Consider the following 18,877-nt stretch of genomic DNA (forward strand, 5'->3'; position numbering starts at 1 on the left):
CTAGCGGGCGATGATCAGCGGATGCCCGCGCTCCGGGTGCTGTTGGACCAGCACTTCCAGCCCGAATACTGCCTTGAGCGGCTCAGGACGCAACACCTGCTCGGGAGTGTCGAGCGCCACCGGGCGCCCGCCTTCGAGCAGTAACAGGCGATCACAATAGCGCGCCGCCAGGTTCAGATCATGCAGGATCACCAACACGGACGCACCGCGATTGGCGAACTCACGCACCGCTTGCAATGTGGTGTGTTGATGCAGCGGATCAAGCATCGAAGTCGGCTCATCGAGCAACAGCGTTTGCCCCGCTTCGCCCGGCCAGAGTTGCGCCAGCACCCGCGCCAGATGCACCCGCTGACGTTCGCCGCCGGACAACGCCAGATAGCTGCGGCCGCTCAGATGCCCGGCATCGGCGGCCTGCAACGCGGCGGCGACGATTTCGTCGTCCCGGACCCGGCCGCTCTGATGCGGCAAACGGCCCATGCCGACGACTTCCTCGACGCGAAAAGCGAAGTCCAGTGTCGAAATTTGCGGCAATACCGCCAGACGCTGGGCTCGCTGTGCACCGCTCCAGTCACGCAACTCGCGGTCATCGAGCCACACGCTGCCATGATTCGCCGGCAACTCACCGCACAAGGCACCCAGCAACGTACTTTTGCCGGCACCGTTAGGCCCCAGCACGCCGAGGACTTCCCCCGGTTTGAGCTCAAGCGTGATATCCGTCAGGACGATCTTGCGGCCACGGAGGATTTGCAGATTTTGCGTTCGCAACATCAGGCACGCCCTCGGAGCAATAAATAGAGGAAGAACGGTGCGCCGATGAATGCGGTGACGATCCCGATCGGCAGTTCGGCAGGTGCCAGCGCCAGGCGCGCCACCAGATCGGCGAACAACAGGAGACTGGCGCCCGCCAGCACCGAGGCCGGCAACAACACCCGATGATCGGGACCGGCCAGCAGACGCACCAGATGCGGCACCACCAACCCGACAAATCCGATCATTCCCGCCGCTGCCACCGCAGCCCCGACACCCAGCGCCGTGCAGAACACCAATTCGCGCTTGAGCCTTTCGACGTCGATGCCCAGGTGACCGGCCTCCGACTCTCCCAGCAACAACGCATTCAAGGCCTTGGCCCTTCGCGGCAACCACAGCGCCACGCCGACACTGATCAGCAGCAATGGCCAGAGTCGCGAATAGCTGGCGCCATTGAGACTGCCCAGGTTCCAGAAGGTCAGCGTGCGCAGGGTCGCGTCGTCCGCCAGATAGGTGAACAGTCCCACTGCCGAGCCTGCCAGCGCCGTCAATGCAATACCCGCCAGGAGCATGGTCGCGACGTTGGTTTGTCCGTTACGCCGACCCAGTCGATACACCAGCGCGGTCACGCCGAGACCACCCAGAAACGCGCACAGCGATAGCAGATAAGGCCCGAAGGATTCCGGCAATCCGCCAAACAGGGAACCGCCGACAATCGCAATCGCCGCGCCTAGTGCCGCACCGCTGGAAACACCCACCAGGCCCGGATCGGCCAGCGGGTTGCGAAACAAACCCTGCATCGCCACGCCCGACAGCGCCAGCACACCGCCCACCGCCAACCCCAACAAGGTACGCGGCAGGCGAATTTGCCCGAGGATCAGTTCGGCCTGCTCCAGCCCGTCAGGCGCAATGGGCAAGCCGATCATGCGCAACGCCGCACACAAGGTGTCGAGCAACGGCAGGCTCACCGGCCCCAACGCCAATGACAGCCAGATCGCCAATAAACACAGGAGGCTCAGGCCAATGAACAGCGTTCGCGGTTTTACCAGAACGGTCATTGGGCAGCCGTGCCCGGATAGAAGCCGTCACTGATCTTTTTCAACGCCTGCGGCAATCGCGGGCCAAGCCCTCCCACCAGCAGCGTCGGATCAAGCTCCATGACGCGCCCGTCCTTGGCAGCGCGGGTCGAGGTCAGAATCGGGTTTTCCGTGAACAACGCTGCACGCGCCGCTTCGCCGGTCAATGCACGATCGGCGAACACCAGTACTTCAGGATCAAGACTGATCAAGGATTCGTTGGAAAAAGGTTTGTAACCGGTGTGCGTCGCCAGATTATGTCCGCCGGCCTTCTGGATCAACCAGTCGGCTGCGGTGTCCTTCCCGGCGATCAGCGGTTTGCCGCCTGCGTGACCGAGCAGCACCAGTACGCCTGGTGATTTTTGCGTCAATTGTGCCTTGGTGACACGAATCTTTTGCTGATCGAGTTGCTGTTGATAAGCCGCGAACAATTGCGCCGCCTTGTCTTCTGCGCCGAGTAACTTGCCCAACTGCTGCAAGTTACCCTGCAACGTCGGCAGATCGGGCCGGGCCGAAAACAGTTCGACTTGCACGCCCGCCGTACGAATCTGCGACAGCACCGGCGGTGGGCCCATTTCTTCGGTGCCGACCAGAATTTGCGGGCGTAAGCTCAGGATGCCTTCTGCGGACAACTGTCGCTGATAGCCGATGCCGGGCAACGCCTTGAGGGATTCCGGATGCTGGCTGGTGGTATCGACACCCACCAGTTTCGATTCGCCGCCCAGCGCACTGACCCACTCCGACAAGGCCCCGCCGGCGCTGACCCAGCGTTGTGGCAACTCGGCCGCCGCGGCGTGGTGGCTGACGAGGAGTCCGACACACAGCGCGGCAACGCGGGTACTCAGACGCATAAACAGCTTCCTTTAATGGTTTTCCCAGGCATTGAAGTGACAGGCCAAGTATCCTCGGCGTCCGGCACCTACACCCGACGGGCAAGGCAGCCATTTGATAATTGTTTGCATTTGAACGTCAAGCTCGGACATATCCAGTCACGAGCCGACGGGGTTGAGGATAGACATGAAGTTTCTTTGCGCAGGCTCTGAACTGGCCGAATCCGGCAGCCGCGGTTTCGACCTCGACGGCCAGAAGCTCTTTGCCGTGCGCCGGGCCGGCCAGCTCTATGTGTACATCAACCGCTGCCCGCACCGTGGCGTCGGGCTGGAATGGACGCCCGACCAGTTTCTTGACCCCAGCAACAGCCTGATCCAGTGCGCGACCCACGGCGCACTGTTCTTGATCGAAGATGGCGAGTGCGTCGCCGGCCCGTGCGCCGGGCAATCCCTGACCACCGTTGAAAGCCGCGAAGACGATCAGGGCATCTGGATCAATCTTTAACCGCCGAGCACCACCTCCAGACGCCGCTCGACCACCATTTCCTCATGGGTCAAGCGCACGCCGTAAGCCAGCACCTCGACCCCGCACGCCACCGCTTCTCGCAAAGCGGCGGCGTAGATCGAATCGATTTCGTCTGCAGGACGCACGGCATCGATGCCGGTGAGGTTCACGCAATACAACTGCACCGCGCGAATTCCATCCCGGGCCAAATGCGCCAGCTCACGCAAATGCTTGGCGCCACGCTGGGTGACCGCATCGGGAAACGCCGCGACCGATGAGCCATCGAACCCCAGCGTGACGCTTTTGACTTCCACATACGCCGGCCCGCTCGGGTAATCGAGACGAAAGTCGATGCGACTGCTTTCCTGACCGTAGGCCACTTCACGCTTCAGCTCGGTGAAACCGTTGAGTTCGCTGATGACGCCGGCCCTGAGCGCCTCTTCGATCAAACCGTTGGCTCGGCCGGTGTTCACGCAAAACAGCCGACCCTGAGGGGTTTCGCCGACTTCCCAAGTGCCCGGCAACTTACGCTTGGGGTCGTTGGAACGACTGAACCACACCTGCCCGCCCTCGACCTGGCAATTGAGCATCGAGCCGGTGTTCGGGCAGTGAATGGTCAACAACTCGCCGTGAACGGTTTCGATATCGGCGAGAAAACGCTTGTAACGCCGAATCAGACGACCTTCTTCGAGTGGCGGATGAAAGCGCATCAGCCTTGCCAGCTCTTCAAGCCGCGAGCAATGCGTTCGACCGCTTCCTGGAGGCGCGGCAGACTTTGGGTATAGGCAAACCGAACGTGATGGCCGGCCTGATAACGCCCGAAGTCGAGCCCCGGCGTGATCGCCACGTGCTCGGTTTCGAGAAAATGTCGACAGAATGCGAAGGCATCGCCACCGAACTTGCTGATATCGGCGTACAAATAGAACGCCCCTTCCGGCTCGACGGCGATACCGAAACCCAACTCACGCAGGGCGGGCAAGAGGAAATCACGGCGACGGCCGAATTCGGCGCGGCGCTCTTCCAGAATGGCGATGGTCGCGGGCTCGAAACAGGCCAGCGCTGCGTGCTGGGCCATGCTTGGGGCGCTGATGTAAAGGTTCTGCGCAAGCTTTTCCAGCTCACCGACCGCCGCTTCGGGCGCCACCAGCCAGCCAAGCCGCCAGCCAGTCATGCCGAAATATTTCGAAAAACTATTGAGCACGAAGGCGTTGTCGTCGACTTCCAGCACACTGGCCGCGTCGGTGCCGTAAGTCAGGCCGTGATAGATCTCGTCCACCACCAGATGGCCGTGGTGCGCCTTGATCGCGGTCGACAGCCCCGCCAGTTCGTCGCGGGTCAGAATTGTCCCGGTCGGGTTGGCCGGCGATGCCACCAGCGCGCCGACGCTGTCCTGATCCCAATGACGGTCGATCAAGTCCGGTGTCAGTTGATAACGCACGTCCGGCCCCACAGGAACAAGCTGCGCAGCGCCCTCCACCAACCGCAGGAAATGCCGGTTGCACGGGTAACCCGGGTCTGCCAGCAGCCAGTGTTTGCCCGGATCCACCAGCAAGGCGCTGGCCAGCAGCAATGCGCCGGAACCGCCGGGCGTGATGAGGATTCGCCGAGGGTCGATGTTCAAACCGTAACGCTGTTGATAGAAGCCTGAAATCGCTTCACGCAGCTCGGGGATGCCGCGGGCGGCGGTGTAACGGGTCTTTCCGGCAGTCAGTGCAGCCTGGCCGGCCTGGATGATCGGCTCGGCGGTGGTGAAGTCCGGTTCGCCGATTTCCAGGTGAATCACGTCGTGGCCGGCGGCTTGCAGTTCATTGGCCCGCGCCAGCAGCGCCATGACGTGGAACGGTTCGATCGCGCGACTGCGGGCACTGTAGGACTGAGCCATTAGCCTTCCTTCAACGGGAAAAAAAACCGATTCTACCCAAGCGCAGGAACGAGCGAGAACCTAAAGCGGTCAGACGCGTTAAGACCCTGACCACAAACGACTCATGCGAGTGCGCAAGGTTTGACTAAAATCATTAATTGATCAGGTCTCCAGCACCACCGGTCAAGGCTTTGCAATCATTTGCAAGCCCTTCGAGCCACTACCTCGACATCCGGGAGTAGCGCGGCCCGATTTGATCTGGTAAGTTCGCCCGCTTGCAGCCGCAGGGCCGGCAGGTGTCGGTGATGGAGCAATCCTGCGCAGATGGATTACAAGAGTAGAGGCGGTCCATTTCATGCCCACCCAAGCAAAGCAGCAAAATCAGTCGATCAGCGGCTTCGAACCCTACAAAGAAGTAAAGGGCGAGGAGTACATGGGCAAACCCATGCGCGCTCACTTCACCAAGATCCTGAATAAGTGGAAACAGGACTTGATGCAGGAAGTCGACCGCACGGTTGATCACATGAAAGACGAAGCGGCCAACTTTCCTGACCCGGCAGACCGTGCCAGCCAGGAAGAAGAATTCAGCCTTGAATTGCGCGCCCGCGACCGTGAGCGCAAGTTGATCAAGAAGATCGACAAGACGCTGCAATTGATCGAAGACGAAGAATATGGCTGGTGCGAGTCCTGCGGCGTCGAGATCGGCGTCAAGCGACTGGAAGCCCGCCCTACCGCCGACATGTGCGTTGACTGCAAGACCCTGGCGGAAATCAAGGAAAAACAAGTCGGCAAGTAATCTCGACTTGAACGAAGAACGGAGCGTGCGAACGCTCCGTTTTTGTTTCCGAAATTCATGATTTGCAGGAGCCGGCTTGCTGGCGATGGCGGCGTATCAATCGACAAAAATGTTGACTGACAAACCGCTATCGCCAGCAAGCCGGCTCCTACAATGTGATTTGCGCAATCCCTGACAAAGTACCATCGCCCTTATGACCTCCCCCGCCTACATCGGACGCTTCGCCCCCACGCCAAGCGGCCACCTGCATTTCGGTTCGCTGGTCGCAGCACTGGCTTCATACCTCGACGCGCGTGCGGTGGGCGGTCGCTGGCTGATGCGTATGGAAGACCTCGATCCGCCACGGGAAGAGCCCGGCGCGCAAGCCGCCATTCTCAAGGCGCTGGAAAGCTACGGTTTCGAATGGGATGGCGAGATGGTCCGACAGAGCGACCGACACGACGCCTACGCCGAAGTGCTCAATCGCCTGTTCAATCATGGCCTGGCCTACGCCTGCACCTGCTCACGAAAACAGCTTGAGCCCTATCACGGCATCTATCCGGGCCTGTGCCGCAATGCCGGCCATGGCTCTGAAGACGCCGCGATTCGCCTGCGGGTGCCCGAACTGGAATACCACTTCATCGACCGCGTGCAAGGCGAATACCGCCAGCATCTGGGTCGGGATGTCGGCGATTTCGTGATCCGCCGGCGCGACGGGCTCTACGCCTATCAACTGGCCGTGGTCCTCGATGACGCCTGGCAAGGCATCACCGATATCGTCCGCGGTGCGGACCTGCTCGACTCCACGCCACGTCAGCTCTATCTGCAGGAACTGCTGGGTTTCTCGCAACCGCGCTATCTGCACATTCCTTTGATTACCCAGCCTGACGGCAACAAGCTCGGCAAGTCCTACCGTTCGCCGCCGCTGACCGAAGATCAGGCCACGCCCTTATTACTGCGTGCACTGCGCGCGCTCGGGCAGAATCCGGGCGCCGAACTGGCGTATGCCACCCCACGTGAAGTGCTGAACTGGGGAATCGCCCACTGGGATGCATTGAAGATCCCGCGCACACTCACCTTGCCCGAAGCGCAACTACAGTGATCACACTTGCAGTGGCGCGCCCATCCGTTACCATCGCCGCACGTTTTCGGGCACGCGCATAAAAAAGAGAGGCCGGGATGTACATCTATCGCTTGGTCCTGCTCCTGGTAGTGGGGATTTATCTGTTCTCCCCGGCCATCATGGATTGGTGGATCGACGCCACTGGCGCCTGGTATCGCCCTTATCTGCTCTGGCTGATTCTGATCGTCGTGACCTTCATCCTGCAGAGCCAAAAAGATGCCGATGAGCTTTAGCCTGACCCAGATGATCCTGATCAGCGCCGCGTACCTGGCGGTGCTGTTCGGCGTAGCCTGGATCAGCGAACGGGGCATGATCCCCCGGGCGATCATTCGCCACCCGCTGACGTACACCCTGTCGCTGGGTGTTTATGCCAGTGCCTGGGCGTTTTACGGCACCGTGGGCCTGGCCTATCAGTACGGCTACGGTTTTCTCTCCAGCTATTTAGGCGTTTCCGGCGCATTTCTGCTGGCGCCGGTGTTGCTGTATCCGATCCTCAAAATTACTCGCACGTACCAGCTGTCATCGCTGGCCGACCTGTTCGCGTTCCGCTTCCGCAGCACCTGGGCCGGCGCACTGACCACGATCTTCATGCTGATCGGCGTGCTGCCGTTGCTGGCGTTGCAGATTCAGGCAGTGGCGGACTCCATCGGCATCCTCACCCGCGAACCGGTGCAGCATCGTGTCGCCCTGAGCTTCTGTGCGCTGATTACGCTGTTCACGATTTTCTTCGGTTCGCGCCACATCGCCACCCGCGAGAAACACGAGGGGCTGGTGTTCGCGATTGCGTTTGAGTCGGTGATCAAGCTGATCGCCATTGGCGGCGTTGGCCTGTATGCGTTGTATGGCGTGTTCGACGGCCCGCAACAGCTGGAACTGTGGCTGCTGCAAAACCAGACCGCCCTCGCCGCTTTGCACACGCCGCTGCAGGAAGGCCCGTGGCGCACGCTGCTGCTGGTGTTCTTCGCCTCGGCAATCGTGATGCCGCACATGTACCACATGACGTTTACCGAAAACCTCAACCCGCGCTCACTGGTCAGTGCGAGCTGGGGTCTGCCGTTGTTCCTGTTACTGATGAGCCTGGCCGTGCCGCTCATTCTCTGGGCTGGCCTGAAACTCGGCGCCACCACCAATCCTGAGTATTTCACGCTGGGCATCGGTATCGCCGCCAACAGCAAGGCCTTGGCGCTGCTGGCTTATATCGGCGGGCTATCGGCAGCGAGCGGGCTGATCATCGTCACCACCCTGGCGCTGTCCGGTATGGCGTTGAACCATCTGGTGCTGCCGCTTTACCAGCCACCGGCCGAAGGCAACATCTATCGCTGGCTGAAATGGACTCGCCGCGCACTGATCGTCGCGATCATTATGGCGGGTTACGGTTTCTACCTGTTGCTGGGCGCTGAACAGGATCTGGCCAACCTTGGCATCGTCGCGTTTGTGGCAACACTGCAGTTCCTGCCGGGCGTGCTGTCTGTCCTTTATTGGCCGACCGCCAACCGTCGCGGCTTCATCGCCGGTTTGCTGGCGGGGATTATGGTGTGGCTGGTGACTATGCTGTTGCCACTGGTCGGCAACCTGCAAGGGTTCTACATTCCGCTGCTGAACATGATCTACGTGCTGGACGACACCAGTTGGCACATGGCCGCGATCGCTTCCCTGGCCGCCAACGTGCTGATGTTCACCCTGATTTCGCTGTTCACCAACGCCAGTCCCGAAGAGGCCAGCGCCGCCGAAGCCTGCGCCGTGGACAACGTGCGTCGCCCGCAACGCCGTGAACTGCACGCCGCCTCGCCCCAGGAATTCGCCACGCAACTGGCCAAACCCTTGGGCGCCAAGGCTGCACAAAAGGAAGTCGAGCAAGCGCTGCGCGATCTCTATCTGCCGTTTGACGAACGCCGGCCTTACGCCTTGCGCCGCTTGCGTGACCGGATCGAAGCCAACCTCTCGGGCCTGATGGGGCCGAGCGTCGCGCAGGATATGGTCGAGACTTTCCTGCCTTATAAGGCCGGCGGCGAAAACTACGTCACCGAGGACATCCATTTCATCGAAAGCCGCCTCGAGGACTACCACTCGCGCCTCACCGGCCTGGCTGCCGAACTCGATGCCCTGCGCCGCTATCACCGCCAGACCCTGCAGGAATTGCCGATGGGCGTTTGCTCCCTGGCCAAGGATCAGGAAATCCTCATGTGGAACAAAGCCATGGAGGAACTGACCGGAATTGCCGCGCAGCGCGTGGTCGGTTCGCGCCTGAGCACCATCGCCGATCCGTGGAAAGAACTGCTGCAAGGCTTCATCAACTTGCCGGACGAACACTTGCACAAGCAACATCTGGCGCTCGATGGCCAGACTCGCTGGCTGAACCTGCACAAAGCCGCGATCGATGAACCGCTCGCACCGGGCAACAGTGGCCTGGTACTGCTGGTGGAAGACCTGACCGAAACCCAGATGCTCGAAGACAAGCTGGTGCACTCCGAGCGTCTGGCCAGCATTGGCCGCCTCGCTGCGGGTGTGGCCCATGAAATCGGCAACCCGATCACCGGCATCGCCTGTCTGGCGCAGAACCTGCGCGAAGAACGTGAAGACGATGGCGAGCTGAAGGAAATCAGCGGGCAGATTCTGGAGCAGACCAAACGCGTGTCGCGCATCGTTCAGTCGCTGATGAGTTTTGCCCATGCCGGCAGTCATCAGCACAATGACGAGCCCGTCTGTCTGGCCGAAGTGGCCCAGGATGCCATCGGTTTGCTGGCCCTGAACCGACGCAATTTCGAAGTGCAGTTCTACAACCTGTGCGACCCCGATCATTGGGTCGAAGGCGATCCGCAGCGCCTCGCCCAGGTACTGATCAATCTGCTCTCAAACGCCCGTGACGCCTCGCCTCCCGGCAGCGCGGTGCGGGTCAAAAGCGAAGCCGGCGAACACACGGTCGATCTGATCGTAGAGGACGAAGGCAGCGGTATTCCTTCGAGCATCATGGACAGATTGTTCGAACCATTCTTCACCACCAAGGATCCTGGCGAAGGCACCGGTCTGGGCCTTGCACTGGTCTATTCCATCGTTGAAGAGCATTATGGACAAATCACCATCGACAGCCCGGCTGATGTTCAAAGCCAACGCGGCACCCGTATCCGGGTGACCTTGCCGCGTCATGTCGAAGCGACGTCCGCTGTGAACTGAGACCGTCGAGAGTATCGAATCAATGCCGCACATTTTGATCGTCGAAGACGAAACAATTATCCGCTCCGCCTTGCGCCGCCTGCTGGAACGTAACCAGTACCAGGTCAGCGAAGCCGGTTCAGTGCAGGAAGCACAAGAACGCTTCACCATTCCCACGTTCGACCTGATCGTCAGTGACCTGCGCCTGCCTGGCGCGCCGGGCACCGAATTGATCAAACTCGGCCAGGGCACGCCGGTGCTGATCATGACCAGCTACGCCAGCCTGCGTTCGGCAGTCGACTCGATGAAAATGGGCGCGGTGGATTACATCGCCAAGCCTTTCGACCACGATGAAATGCTCCAGGCCGTCGCGCGCATCCTGCGTGACCGGCAATCGGTGCAGGCCAGCGGTGAACCTGCCGTCGGCAAAGCCGCCAATGGCGCGGCGAAACCGGGTATCGACAACAGCAACGGCGAAATCGGCATCATCGGCTCGTGCCCACCAATGCAGGATCTGTACAGCAAGATCCGCAAAGTCGCGCCGACCGATTCCAATGTCCTGATCCAGGGCGAGTCCGGCACCGGTAAAGAACTGGTGGCGCGCGCCCTGCACAACCTGTCCAAACGCGCCAAGGCACCGATGATTTCGGTGAACTGCGCAGCCATTCCGGAAAGCCTGATCGAGTCCGAACTGTTCGGCCACGAAAAAGGCGCGTTCACTGGCGCCAGCGCCGGACGTGCCGGTCTGGTGGAAGCGGCGGACGGCGGCACCTTGTTCCTTGATGAAATCGGCGAACTGCCACTGGAAGCACAGGCTCGCCTGTTGCGAGTGTTGCAGGAAGGCGAAATTCGCCGGGTGGGCTCGGTGCAGTCGCAGAAGGTCGATGTGCGTTTGATCGCCGCGACTCACCGCGACCTCAAGAGCCTGGCCAAGATCGGCCAGTTCCGTGAAGACTTGTATTACCGCCTCCACGTGATCGCCCTGAAACTGCCGGCCCTGCGCGAGCGTGGCGCCGACGTGAATGAAATCGCCAATGCCTTCCTGGCGCGGCAGAGCGCGCGGGTCAACCGTACCGACCTGAAGTTCGCCCCGGACGCCGAGCAGGCGATTCGTCATTACTCCTGGCCGGGTAACGTGCGCGAATTGGAAAACGCGGTCGAACGCGCAGTCATCCTGTGCGAAAGCCCGGAGATTTCCGCCGAGCTGCTGGGCATCGACATCGAGCTGAGCGGCCTGGAAGACGACGAGTTCATCGGCCTGCCGCCGCAACAGGGCAATGGCGCCGGCAACAACAATCATGAACCGACCGAGGACCTGTCACTGGAAGACTACTTCCAGCATTTTGTTCTCGAGCATCAGGACCACATGACCGAAACCGAGCTGGCACGCAAACTCGGGGTCAGCCGTAAATGCCTGTGGGAACGCCGCCAGCGCTTGGGCATCCCGCGGCGCAAGACCGGGGTGGCCAGCGAGAGCTGAGCGGGTAACACATGACTTTGTGAAAAAACTGTTACCTCAGCTTTTTCACGTAACAGAAGCCGGGGCTTACGGTAACGAAGCCCCGGTTTTTTTTGGCCTCGGAAAACCTGATCAGGTGACGTAACCCCTTGTTTTGCTGGGCCTCGCAAAAGTTGGCACGCACCCTGCTATATGTTTGGTACAACAACAATAACAAGCAATGCACAAGACAATAAAAATAAGACGAATCGACTCACGCACAATAAAAACAAGACGGCGAGAGGCGCAGCTAACTGATTCTTTTGGAGAGGCGTTGTATTTGGGGCTTGCCCCACGACCAGGCCGAGAACAACAAAAACTGTCTTGAGACAGAGCCTGAACTGGTTGGATCGCAACATCACTGCAGCACAGCGACCAAAGCAATCCGTTTGCTCTTGGCTCCCGATTGGGAGGGTCATGAAGGAAAACTTCATGACGCGGGCACTCAACAAAAACAAGAAGCCCGAAACCAATAACAAAAATAGAACATGCAACTACTTCTTGGGGAGCTTCGGCTCCCCTTGTAGTTTCTGCGATTTGGAAATCCCGCTTCCTGCAGGAGCTCGCTCGCGGAAACGCAGGGACGCCGCTGTGTATCGGGGTTGTCGCGTTATCGTCAACGACCTTCGTCGGAACGCCGCCCGGAGCAAGCTCGCTCCTACAGTTCCCTGCCTACAGCTCATATCTGCTGTGTCCTACACCATCCCCCGACTAAATGCTAGAATCCCCGCCCATCATGCGGTCATTCTTCGTTATGGCCGAACATTCCTTCAAACAGTGCATCCCATGCTGAAGAAGCTGTTCCAGTCATTCCGTTCTCCCAAGCGTCATACGCAACACATCCGCAGCACGCCTGAAGTGCTTAACAGCGGCCAACATTCGCTGCAAAAGGCGCAATTCAGCCGTTACGCGGTGAATATCGTCGAACGCCTGCAGAACGCCGGTTACCAGGCTTACCTGGTCGGCGGCTGTGTGCGCGACATGATGCTCGGCATCACGCCAAAAGATTTCGACGTTGCCACCAGCGCCACGCCTGAACAGGTTCGCGCCGAATTCCGCAATGCGCGGATCATCGGTCGACGCTTCAAACTGGTGCATATCCACTTTGGTCGCGAAATCATCGAAGTCGCGACGTTCCGTGCCAATCACCCGCAAAACGACGAAGAGGAAGACAGCAACCAGTCTTCCCGCAACGAGAGCGGGCGCATCCTGCGCGATAACGTCTACGGCACGCTGGAAGAAGACGCGCAACGCCGCGACTTCACCATCAACGCTTTGTACTACGATCCGGTCAGCGAACGTATTCTCGACTACGCCAACGGCGTACACGACATCCGCAATCACCTGATCCGCCTGATCGGCGATCCGAAGCAACGCTACCAGGAAGACCCGGTGCGGATGCTGCGGGCCGTGCGTTTCGCCGCCAAGCTGAATTTCGGCATCGAAAAACACAGCGCCCTGCCGATCCGCGATCTGGCGCCGATGCTGCGCGAGATCCCGTCGGCCCGCCTGTTCGAAGAAGTGCTCAAGCTGTTCCTCTCCGGCCATGCCGCGGACACCTTCGAGATGCTGGTCGACTTGCAGTTGTTCGATCCGCTGTTCCCGGCCAGTGCCGAGGCGCTGGAATACAACCCGACGTACACCCATACCCTGATCAGCGAAGCGTTGGTCAACACCGACCTGCGGATCAAGCAGAACAAACCGGTGACCCCGGCGTTCCTGTTTGCCGCCCTGCTCTGGCCTGCCTTGCCGGCTCGCGTGTTGCGTCTGCAGGAACGTGGCATGCCACCGATCCCGGCGATGCAGGAAGCGGCGCACGAGCTGATTGCCGAACAGTGCCAGCGTATCGCGATTCCAAAACGCTTCACCATGCCGATCCGCGAAATCTGGGACATGCAGGAACGCCTGCCACGCCGCAGCGGCAAACGTGCCGACCTGTTGCTGGACAACCCGCGGTTCCGCGCCGGTTACGACTTCCTGCTGCTGCGTGAAAGCGCTGGTGAGCAGACCGATGGCCTGGGCGAATGGTGGACGGATTATCAGGACGCCAACGACAGCGAGCGCCGCGACATGATCCGCGACCTCAGCGGCAAGGAAGATGGCACCGGCGCGCCACGCAAACGTCGTCGCAGCGGCGGCGCCAAGCGCAAACGCGCCGCCGGCGCACCGAGCGCTACGGGCGAGTAAGCATGGAACGCATCTACATCGGCATGGGCAGCAACCTGGCTGACCCCGCCGAACAATTGCGCAGCGCCGTCGAGGCGCTGGCGCAGTTGCCGCAGACCGAACTGGTCGGGGTTTCGGCGTTTTATCAAAGCGACTCGCTGCTGCCTGGCCAACCGCGTTATACCAACGCGGTCGCCGCCCTCGACAGCACACTTGCCCCGCTGGCGCTGCTCGATGCGCTGCAAGCCATCGAGAACGGTCAGGGCCGCAAACGCCTGGAACGCTGGGGGCCGCGCACGCTGGATCTCGATATTCTGCTGTTCGGCAATCGACTGATCGATGAACCTCGCCTCAAGGTGCCTCACTACCATATGCAGGAACGCGCGTTCGTTCTGTATCCACTGGCCGAATTGGCGCCGGCGGATTTGCGTTTGGCGGATGGGCGCAGCCTCAAGGAATTACTCGCGGAATGCCCGTTCGTCGGGCTGGAACGCCTCCTTCAAAGTTGACACAACACCACTGTGGGAGCGGGCTTGCTCGCGAAGGCGATGTGTCATTCAGCATTGATGCCGACTGATCCACCGCCTTCGCGAGCAAGCCCGCTCCCACATTAGTTTTGTGTCGTGCATAAGATCTGCGGCTGCTGAATCGCATCAGTTACTCCGGTAACACCCCACGCGTAACAACGCGGTAACACACGCAATTGACTTCCCGAGTTCTCCTCACGACTATAGGCGTCCCGCTGCCGCCAACGCGGCGTTGAAGGGCGCAATCCAGGCCTTAAAAGCACGACAACAGACCGTGCGCCTGTATTTAACGAAGAATCACGCGCGTTACTCGCAGTAGTTTCCACAGCGCCTGAATGAGGAACTTTTCATGCCAGCCATCACCCTGACCACTCTGCAAGGTCTCAAGCAAAAAGGTGAAAAAATCACCATGCTGACCTGCTATGACGCGACCTTCGCCCACGCCTGCAATGAGGCTGGCGTCGAAGTGCTGCTGGTGGGCGATTCCCTCGGCATGGTGTTGCAAGGTCACGACAGCACCCTGCCGGTGACCACCGCCGAGATGGCTTACCACGTCGCCGCCGTCAAACGCGGTAACACCGACGCGTTGATCCTGGCCGACTTGCCCTTCATGGCCTACGCCACCACTGAACAAGCCATGAGCAACAGTGCCCTGTTGATGCAGGCCGGTGCGCACATGGTCAAGGTCGAAGGCGCGCTGTGGCTGGCGGACTCGATCCGTCTGCTGGCCGAGCGCGGCATCCCGGTGTGCGCGCACATGGGCCTGACGCCGCAATCGGTGAACATTCTGGGCGGTTACAAAGTCCAGGGCCGGAGCGAGAACCAGGCGCGACAGATGCGCGCCGACGCCATCGCCCTGGAACAGGCCGGTGCCGCCATGCTGCTGCTCGAGTGCGTACCGAGTGAACTGGCTCAGGAAATTACCCAAGCCGTGGGGATTCCGGTGATCGGCATCGGCGCCGGCAGCGATACCGACGGCCAGGTCCTGGTGCTGCACGACATGCTCGGTCTGTCGATCACAGGCCGGGTGCCGAAATTCGTGAAGAACTTCATGAACGGCCAGACCAGCATTCAAGCGGCACTTGGCGCTTATGTCTGCGAAGTCAAAGCAGCCACTTTCCCTGGTATCGAACACGGATTCTCTGCATGAACACCGTAAAAACCGTACGCGAACTGCGAGCCGCCGTGGCCCGCGCCCGTAGCGAAGGCAAGCGCATTGCCTTCGTACCCACCATGGGCAACCTTCACAGCGGTCACATCGCACTGATTATCAAAGCCAGCCAACGGGCAGATTTCGTGGTCGCGAGCATTTTCGTCAACCCGTTGCAATTTGGTGCCGGCGAAGACCTCGACAAGTACCCGCGCACCCTCGCGGCAGACCAGGAAAAACTGCTCCAGGCCGGTTGTCACTTGCTGTTCGCGCCGACCGTTGAAGAAATGTACCCCGACGGCATGGCCGGCCAGACCCGCGTCAGCGTCCCGCAACTGTCCGAAGGTCTGTGCGGTGCCAGCCGTCCGGGGCATTTCGAAGGTGTGGCGACGGTGGTCAGCAAGCTGTTCAACATGGTTCAGCCCGACCTGGCGATCTTTGGCCAGAAAGACTTCCAGCAACTGGCCGTGATTCGCGCGCTGGTGCATGACCTGAACATGCCGATCCAGATCATCGGCGAGCCGACGGTCCGCGCGGCCGATGGCCTGGCTTTGTCATCGCGAAACGGGTTTCTCAGTGAAGAACAGCGCGCGGTGGCGCCGGTGGTGTATCGCACGCTGTCCGCGATTGCCGATGCCATTAAACAGGGTGAGCGCGATTATCCGGCGCTGATTGCGGCGCAACAACAGCAACTTGAAGCTGCTGGCCTGCGTACCGATTACCTGGAAATTCGGCATGCGCTGACGTTGCGTCCGGCAACGGCGGAAGATCGTGACCTGGTGATTCTGGTGGCGGCGTTTCTCGGTACCACGCGGTTGATCGACAACCTGCACCTGAACCTCGACGCGCCCGCCTGAACATCACGACCCCTGTAGGAGCCGGCTTGCTGGCGATGGCATCACTGCGGTGCATCTGCCACACCGAAGTGAGGCCATCGCCAGCAAGCCGGCTCCTACAGAGGGCAGCTCCCTCACGCCCTGTATTGCTGCCCACAGTGCCTTCGGGCAAACTGCCCGCCGTTCGATTCCGACCTGGGGAAACACTCATGCACGCCATCATGCTCAAGGCCAAGCTGCATCGCGCCGAAGTCACCCACGCAGTTCTCGATTACGAAGGTTCCTGCGCCATCGACGGCGAATGGCTGGACTTGTCCGGCATCCGTGAATACGAACAGATCCAGATCTATAACGTCGACAACGGCGAACGCTTCACCACCTATGCGATTCGTGGCGAAGCCGGCTCGCGGATGATATCGGTCAACGGCGCCGCGGCGCACAAAGCCAAGGTCGGCGACCGTGTGATCATTTGCGCTTACGCTCACTACAGCGAAGCCGAGCTGCTCAACTTCAAGCCGCGCATGCTCTACATGGCGCCGGGTAACGAGTTGAGCCACACCAGCAACGCCATTCCAGTTCAGGTTGCCTGACCGAAACTTCTCTTCCGTTTGTCGGACCGTTCCCTGCTTGATGTACAAAAAAGTACCGGGAACGGGTCAGACAAAGTCAAGACAGATCGCAGCGCGAGGTTTACTGTATTCGCCCTGTGCCATGAAATCGTGTCGACGCAGTTGACCGGACGCCCACCCACAGCGCTCCGGGATTTTTTAGTGTTCAAAAGGCCGTTCAAGTAAAAAGGAAACCCGCAGCGATGGCGTACTACCGCACTCCTCACGACGTGACCGCTCTGCCCGCCTGGCAAGCGCTGAATGACCACCGCCAAGCCATGCAGGATTTCAGCATGCGCGAAGCTTTCAATGCCGATCCGCAGCGCTTTACTCAATTCACCCTCAGCAGCTGCGGCCTGTTTCTCGACTACTCGAAGAACCTGATCAACGCCGAGACCCGCGATCTGCTGGTAGGCCTGGCCAACGAAGTCGATCTGCAAGGCGCGATCAAGGCGCTGTTCGATGGCGAAATCGTTAACTCGTCCGAAGGTCGTCCGGCCCTGCACACCGCGCTGCGTCGCCCGGTCGGCGACAAGTTGTCGGTCAACGGCGTCAACGTGATGCCGGAAGTCCACAAGGTGTTGAACCAGATCACCGACCTCGTGGGCCGCATCCACGACGGTCTGTGGCGCGGTTACACCGAGAAGCCGATCACCGACGTGGTGAACATCGGCATCGGTGGCTCGTTCCTCGGCCCCGAGCTGGTCTCCGAAGCGCTGCTGTCCTACGCCCAGAAAGGCGTGCGCTGTCATTACCTGGCGAACATCGACGGCAGTGAGTTCCACGAACTGACCATGAAGCTGCGCGCCGAGACCACGCTGTTCATCGTTTCGTCGAAGTCCTTCAACACCCTAGAAACCCTGAAGAATGCCCAGGCCGCTCGCGCCTGGTACCTGGCGCAGGGCGGTTCGGAAGCCGAGTTGTACCGTCACTTCATCGCCGTATCCAGCAACAACGCGGCGGCTGTGGCGTTCGGTATCCGCGAAGAAAACATCTTCCCGATGTGGGACTGGGTCGGCGGTCGTTACTCGCTGTGGTCGGCTATCGGCTTGCCGATTGCCCTGGCTATCGGCATGTCCAACTTCAAGGAACTGCTGTCCGGTGCCTACACCATGGACCAGCATTTCCAGAGCGCGCCATTCGAACAGAACATGCCGGTACTGCTGGCCTTGCTCGGTGTCTGGTACGGCAACTTCTGGGGCGCGCAGAGTCACGCGATCCTGCCGTACGACCACTACCTGCGTAACATCACCAAGCACTTGCAACAGCTGGACATGGAATCCAACGGCAAGAGCGTACGCCAGGACGGCACGCCGGTGTCCACCGACACTGGCCCGGTGATCTGGGGCGGCGTGGGTTGCAACGGTCAGCACGCGTATCACCAGTTGCTGCACCAGGGCACCCAACTGATTCCGGCCGACTTCATCGTGCCGATCGTCAGCTTCAACCCGGTGTCCGATCACCACCAGTGGCTGTACGCCAACTGCCTGTCGCAAAGCCAGGCACTGATGCTCGGCAAGACCCGCGCCGAGGCCGAAGCCGAGTTGCGTGACAAGGGCATGGCCGAAGCGGACGTGCAGAAACTCGCGCCGCACAAGGTGATCCCGGGCAACCGTCCGAGCAACACGCTGGTGGTCGAACGCATCAGCCCGCGTCGTCTTGGCGCACTGGTGGCGATGTACGAACACAAAGTCTTCGTGCAAAGCGTGGTCTGGGGCATCAACGCTTTCGACCAGTGGGGCGTGGAGCTGGGCAAAGAGCTGGGCAAAGGCGTCTACAACCGCCTGGTCGGCAGCGAAGAGTCCCCGGCTGACGATGCGTCCACCCAAGGGTTGATCAACTACTTCCGCGGGCGTCACCGCGGGTAACCTGACGCCGTTCCTGCGGGGTACTAACCTTGTAGGAGCCGGCTTGCTGGCGATGGCGGTGTGTCATTGGACGTTTTAGTCGATTGATACGCCGCTATCGCCAGCAAGCCGGCTCCTACGAGGGTCGCGCAGCTCCCCTCTTGTCGCAAAACAAGAA

At 60.4% G+C, this 18,877-nt stretch carries 17 protein-coding genes; 12 read left to right on the forward strand and 5 right to left on the reverse strand.

Going from position 1 to position 18,877, the window contains the following annotated elements; translation table 11 throughout:
- The 3 genes from FBY04_RS17745 to FBY04_RS17755 are packed head-to-tail and all read right to left on the reverse strand — an operon-like array spanning window position 1 to window position 2,674.
- Complete coding sequence (locus FBY04_RS17745; protein ID WP_145315940.1) at window positions 1–768, reverse strand: heme ABC transporter ATP-binding protein; 768 nt, start codon at window positions 766–768, stop codon at window positions 1–3.
- Entirely contained in the window at window positions 768–1,805 is a 1,038-nt protein-coding gene (locus FBY04_RS17750; RefSeq protein ID WP_145315942.1) for an iron ABC transporter permease, read from the reverse strand. Before FBY04_RS17750 ends, FBY04_RS17745 begins: the two co-directional genes overlap by 1 nt.
- Entirely contained in the window at window positions 1,802–2,674 is an 873-nt protein-coding gene (locus tag FBY04_RS17755; protein ID WP_145315944.1) for a hemin ABC transporter substrate-binding protein, read from the reverse strand. Before FBY04_RS17755 ends, FBY04_RS17750 begins: the two co-directional genes overlap by 4 nt.
- A 166-nt stretch (window positions 2,675–2,840) precedes the next feature.
- Here FBY04_RS17755 and FBY04_RS17760 point away from each other — a divergent pair, with 166 nt between their 5' ends.
- Window positions 2,841–3,158 carry a Rieske (2Fe-2S) protein gene (locus FBY04_RS17760; RefSeq protein ID WP_145315946.1) on the forward strand — a complete coding sequence of 106 codons (318 nt, stop codon included), beginning with the start codon at window positions 2,841–2,843 and terminating at the stop codon, window positions 3,156–3,158.
- On the opposite strand, the gene sfsA is transcribed toward FBY04_RS17760, so the two are convergent.
- Together sfsA and FBY04_RS17770 are read right to left on the reverse strand one after the other, a co-directional pair.
- Complete coding sequence (gene sfsA / locus FBY04_RS17765; protein WP_084323059.1) at window positions 3,155–3,868, reverse strand: DNA/RNA nuclease SfsA; 714 nt, start codon at window positions 3,866–3,868, stop codon at window positions 3,155–3,157. The genes FBY04_RS17760 and sfsA overlap by 4 nt on opposite strands.
- Window positions 3,868–5,040 (reverse strand): pyridoxal phosphate-dependent aminotransferase, encoded by a 1,173-nt coding sequence (locus FBY04_RS17770; protein ID WP_084323058.1) that lies wholly within the window; start codon window positions 5,038–5,040, stop codon window positions 3,868–3,870. Before FBY04_RS17770 ends, sfsA begins: the two co-directional genes overlap by 1 nt.
- A gap of 334 nt (window positions 5,041–5,374) precedes the next feature.
- Between FBY04_RS17770 and dksA the strand changes: the two genes are divergently transcribed.
- The 11 genes from dksA to pgi all read left to right on the forward strand — a co-directional run bounded on the left by dksA (window position 5,375) and on the right by pgi (window position 18,720).
- The gene (dksA, locus tag FBY04_RS17775) at window positions 5,375–5,815 is read left to right on the forward strand and encodes an RNA polymerase-binding protein DksA (RefSeq protein ID WP_007902025.1); all 441 of its coding nucleotides are present in this window, start codon (window positions 5,375–5,377) and stop codon (window positions 5,813–5,815) included.
- A gap of 193 nt (window positions 5,816–6,008) precedes the next feature.
- Complete coding sequence (gluQRS, locus tag FBY04_RS17780) at window positions 6,009–6,896, forward strand: tRNA glutamyl-Q(34) synthetase GluQRS (RefSeq protein WP_084323057.1); 888 nt, start codon at window positions 6,009–6,011, stop codon at window positions 6,894–6,896.
- Window positions 6,897–6,973: 77 nt separating this feature from the next.
- Window positions 6,974–7,150, forward strand: a complete 177-nt coding sequence (locus FBY04_RS17785) for a hypothetical protein (protein WP_003176118.1) — start codon at window positions 6,974–6,976, stop codon at window positions 7,148–7,150.
- The gene (locus FBY04_RS17790; protein WP_167362942.1) at window positions 7,134–10,088 is read left to right on the forward strand and encodes a sensor histidine kinase; all 2,955 of its coding nucleotides are present in this window, start codon (window positions 7,134–7,136) and stop codon (window positions 10,086–10,088) included. The genes FBY04_RS17785 and FBY04_RS17790 overlap by 17 nt, the downstream gene beginning before the upstream one ends.
- Before the next feature lie 22 nt (window positions 10,089–10,110).
- Window positions 10,111–11,547, forward strand: a complete 1,437-nt coding sequence (locus FBY04_RS17795) for a sigma-54 dependent transcriptional regulator (protein ID WP_084323055.1) — start codon at window positions 10,111–10,113, stop codon at window positions 11,545–11,547.
- 804 nt (window positions 11,548–12,351) lie between these two features.
- Window positions 12,352–13,752, forward strand: coding sequence for a polynucleotide adenylyltransferase PcnB (locus FBY04_RS17800; RefSeq protein ID WP_084323054.1), 1,401 nt, complete (start codon window positions 12,352–12,354; stop codon window positions 13,750–13,752).
- Between the two features lie 2 nt (window positions 13,753–13,754).
- A complete protein-coding gene (gene folK / locus FBY04_RS17805) occupies window positions 13,755–14,240 on the forward strand; it encodes a 2-amino-4-hydroxy-6-hydroxymethyldihydropteridine diphosphokinase (RefSeq protein WP_145315948.1) in 486 nt (161 codons plus the stop codon).
- Window positions 14,241–14,607: 367 nt separating this feature from the next.
- Window positions 14,608–15,408 carry a 3-methyl-2-oxobutanoate hydroxymethyltransferase gene (gene panB / locus FBY04_RS17815; RefSeq protein WP_145315952.1) on the forward strand — a complete coding sequence of 267 codons (801 nt, stop codon included), beginning with the start codon at window positions 14,608–14,610 and terminating at the stop codon, window positions 15,406–15,408.
- On the forward strand, window positions 15,405–16,265 hold the full coding sequence (panC, locus tag FBY04_RS17820; RefSeq protein WP_084323051.1) for a pantoate--beta-alanine ligase: 861 nt from the start codon (window positions 15,405–15,407) through the stop codon (window positions 16,263–16,265). Before panB ends, panC begins: the two co-directional genes overlap by 4 nt.
- A 188-nt stretch (window positions 16,266–16,453) precedes the next feature.
- On the forward strand, window positions 16,454–16,834 hold the full coding sequence (panD, locus tag FBY04_RS17825) for an aspartate 1-decarboxylase (RefSeq protein ID WP_084323050.1): 381 nt from the start codon (window positions 16,454–16,456) through the stop codon (window positions 16,832–16,834).
- A gap of 221 nt (window positions 16,835–17,055) precedes the next feature.
- A complete protein-coding gene (pgi, locus tag FBY04_RS17830; RefSeq protein ID WP_084323049.1) occupies window positions 17,056–18,720 on the forward strand; it encodes a glucose-6-phosphate isomerase in 1,665 nt (554 codons plus the stop codon).
- Window positions 18,721–18,877: the final 157 nt, after the last annotated feature.

It is taken from the genome of Pseudomonas sp. SJZ080 (genome assembly GCF_007828295.1).
Classification (GTDB): domain Bacteria; phylum Pseudomonadota; class Gammaproteobacteria; order Pseudomonadales; family Pseudomonadaceae; genus Aquipseudomonas; species Aquipseudomonas migulae_A.

Excerpts from the sequence above, each read along its gene's own strand:
- FBY04_RS17745 (WP_145315940.1), bottom strand. The coding sequence starts at position 768 with ATGTTGCGAACGCAAAATCTGCAAATCCTCCGTGGCCGCAAGATCGTC.
- FBY04_RS17750 (WP_145315942.1), bottom strand. The coding sequence starts at position 1,805 with ATGACCGTTCTGGTAAAACCGCGAACGCTGTTCATTGGCCTGAGCCTC.
- FBY04_RS17755 (WP_145315944.1), bottom strand. The coding sequence starts at position 2,674 with ATGCGTCTGAGTACCCGCGTTGCCGCGCTGTGTGTCGGACTCCTCGTC.
- FBY04_RS17760 (WP_145315946.1), top strand. The coding sequence starts at position 2,841 with ATGAAGTTTCTTTGCGCAGGCTCTGAACTGGCCGAATCCGGCAGCCGC.
- sfsA (WP_084323059.1), bottom strand. The coding sequence starts at position 3,868 with ATGCGCTTTCATCCGCCACTCGAAGAAGGTCGTCTGATTCGGCGTTAC.
- FBY04_RS17770 (WP_084323058.1), bottom strand. The coding sequence starts at position 5,040 with ATGGCTCAGTCCTACAGTGCCCGCAGTCGCGCGATCGAACCGTTCCAC.
- dksA (WP_007902025.1), top strand. The coding sequence starts at position 5,375 with ATGCCCACCCAAGCAAAGCAGCAAAATCAGTCGATCAGCGGCTTCGAA.
- gluQRS (WP_084323057.1), top strand. The coding sequence starts at position 6,009 with ATGACCTCCCCCGCCTACATCGGACGCTTCGCCCCCACGCCAAGCGGC.
- FBY04_RS17785 (WP_003176118.1), top strand. The coding sequence starts at position 6,974 with ATGTACATCTATCGCTTGGTCCTGCTCCTGGTAGTGGGGATTTATCTG.
- FBY04_RS17790 (WP_167362942.1), top strand. The coding sequence starts at position 7,134 with ATGCCGATGAGCTTTAGCCTGACCCAGATGATCCTGATCAGCGCCGCG.
- FBY04_RS17795 (WP_084323055.1), top strand. The coding sequence starts at position 10,111 with ATGCCGCACATTTTGATCGTCGAAGACGAAACAATTATCCGCTCCGCC.
- FBY04_RS17800 (WP_084323054.1), top strand. The coding sequence starts at position 12,352 with ATGCTGAAGAAGCTGTTCCAGTCATTCCGTTCTCCCAAGCGTCATACG.
- folK (WP_145315948.1), top strand. The coding sequence starts at position 13,755 with ATGGAACGCATCTACATCGGCATGGGCAGCAACCTGGCTGACCCCGCC.
- panB (WP_145315952.1), top strand. The coding sequence starts at position 14,608 with ATGCCAGCCATCACCCTGACCACTCTGCAAGGTCTCAAGCAAAAAGGT.
- panC (WP_084323051.1), top strand. The coding sequence starts at position 15,405 with ATGAACACCGTAAAAACCGTACGCGAACTGCGAGCCGCCGTGGCCCGC.
- panD (WP_084323050.1), top strand. The coding sequence starts at position 16,454 with ATGCACGCCATCATGCTCAAGGCCAAGCTGCATCGCGCCGAAGTCACC.
- pgi (WP_084323049.1), top strand. The coding sequence starts at position 17,056 with ATGGCGTACTACCGCACTCCTCACGACGTGACCGCTCTGCCCGCCTGG.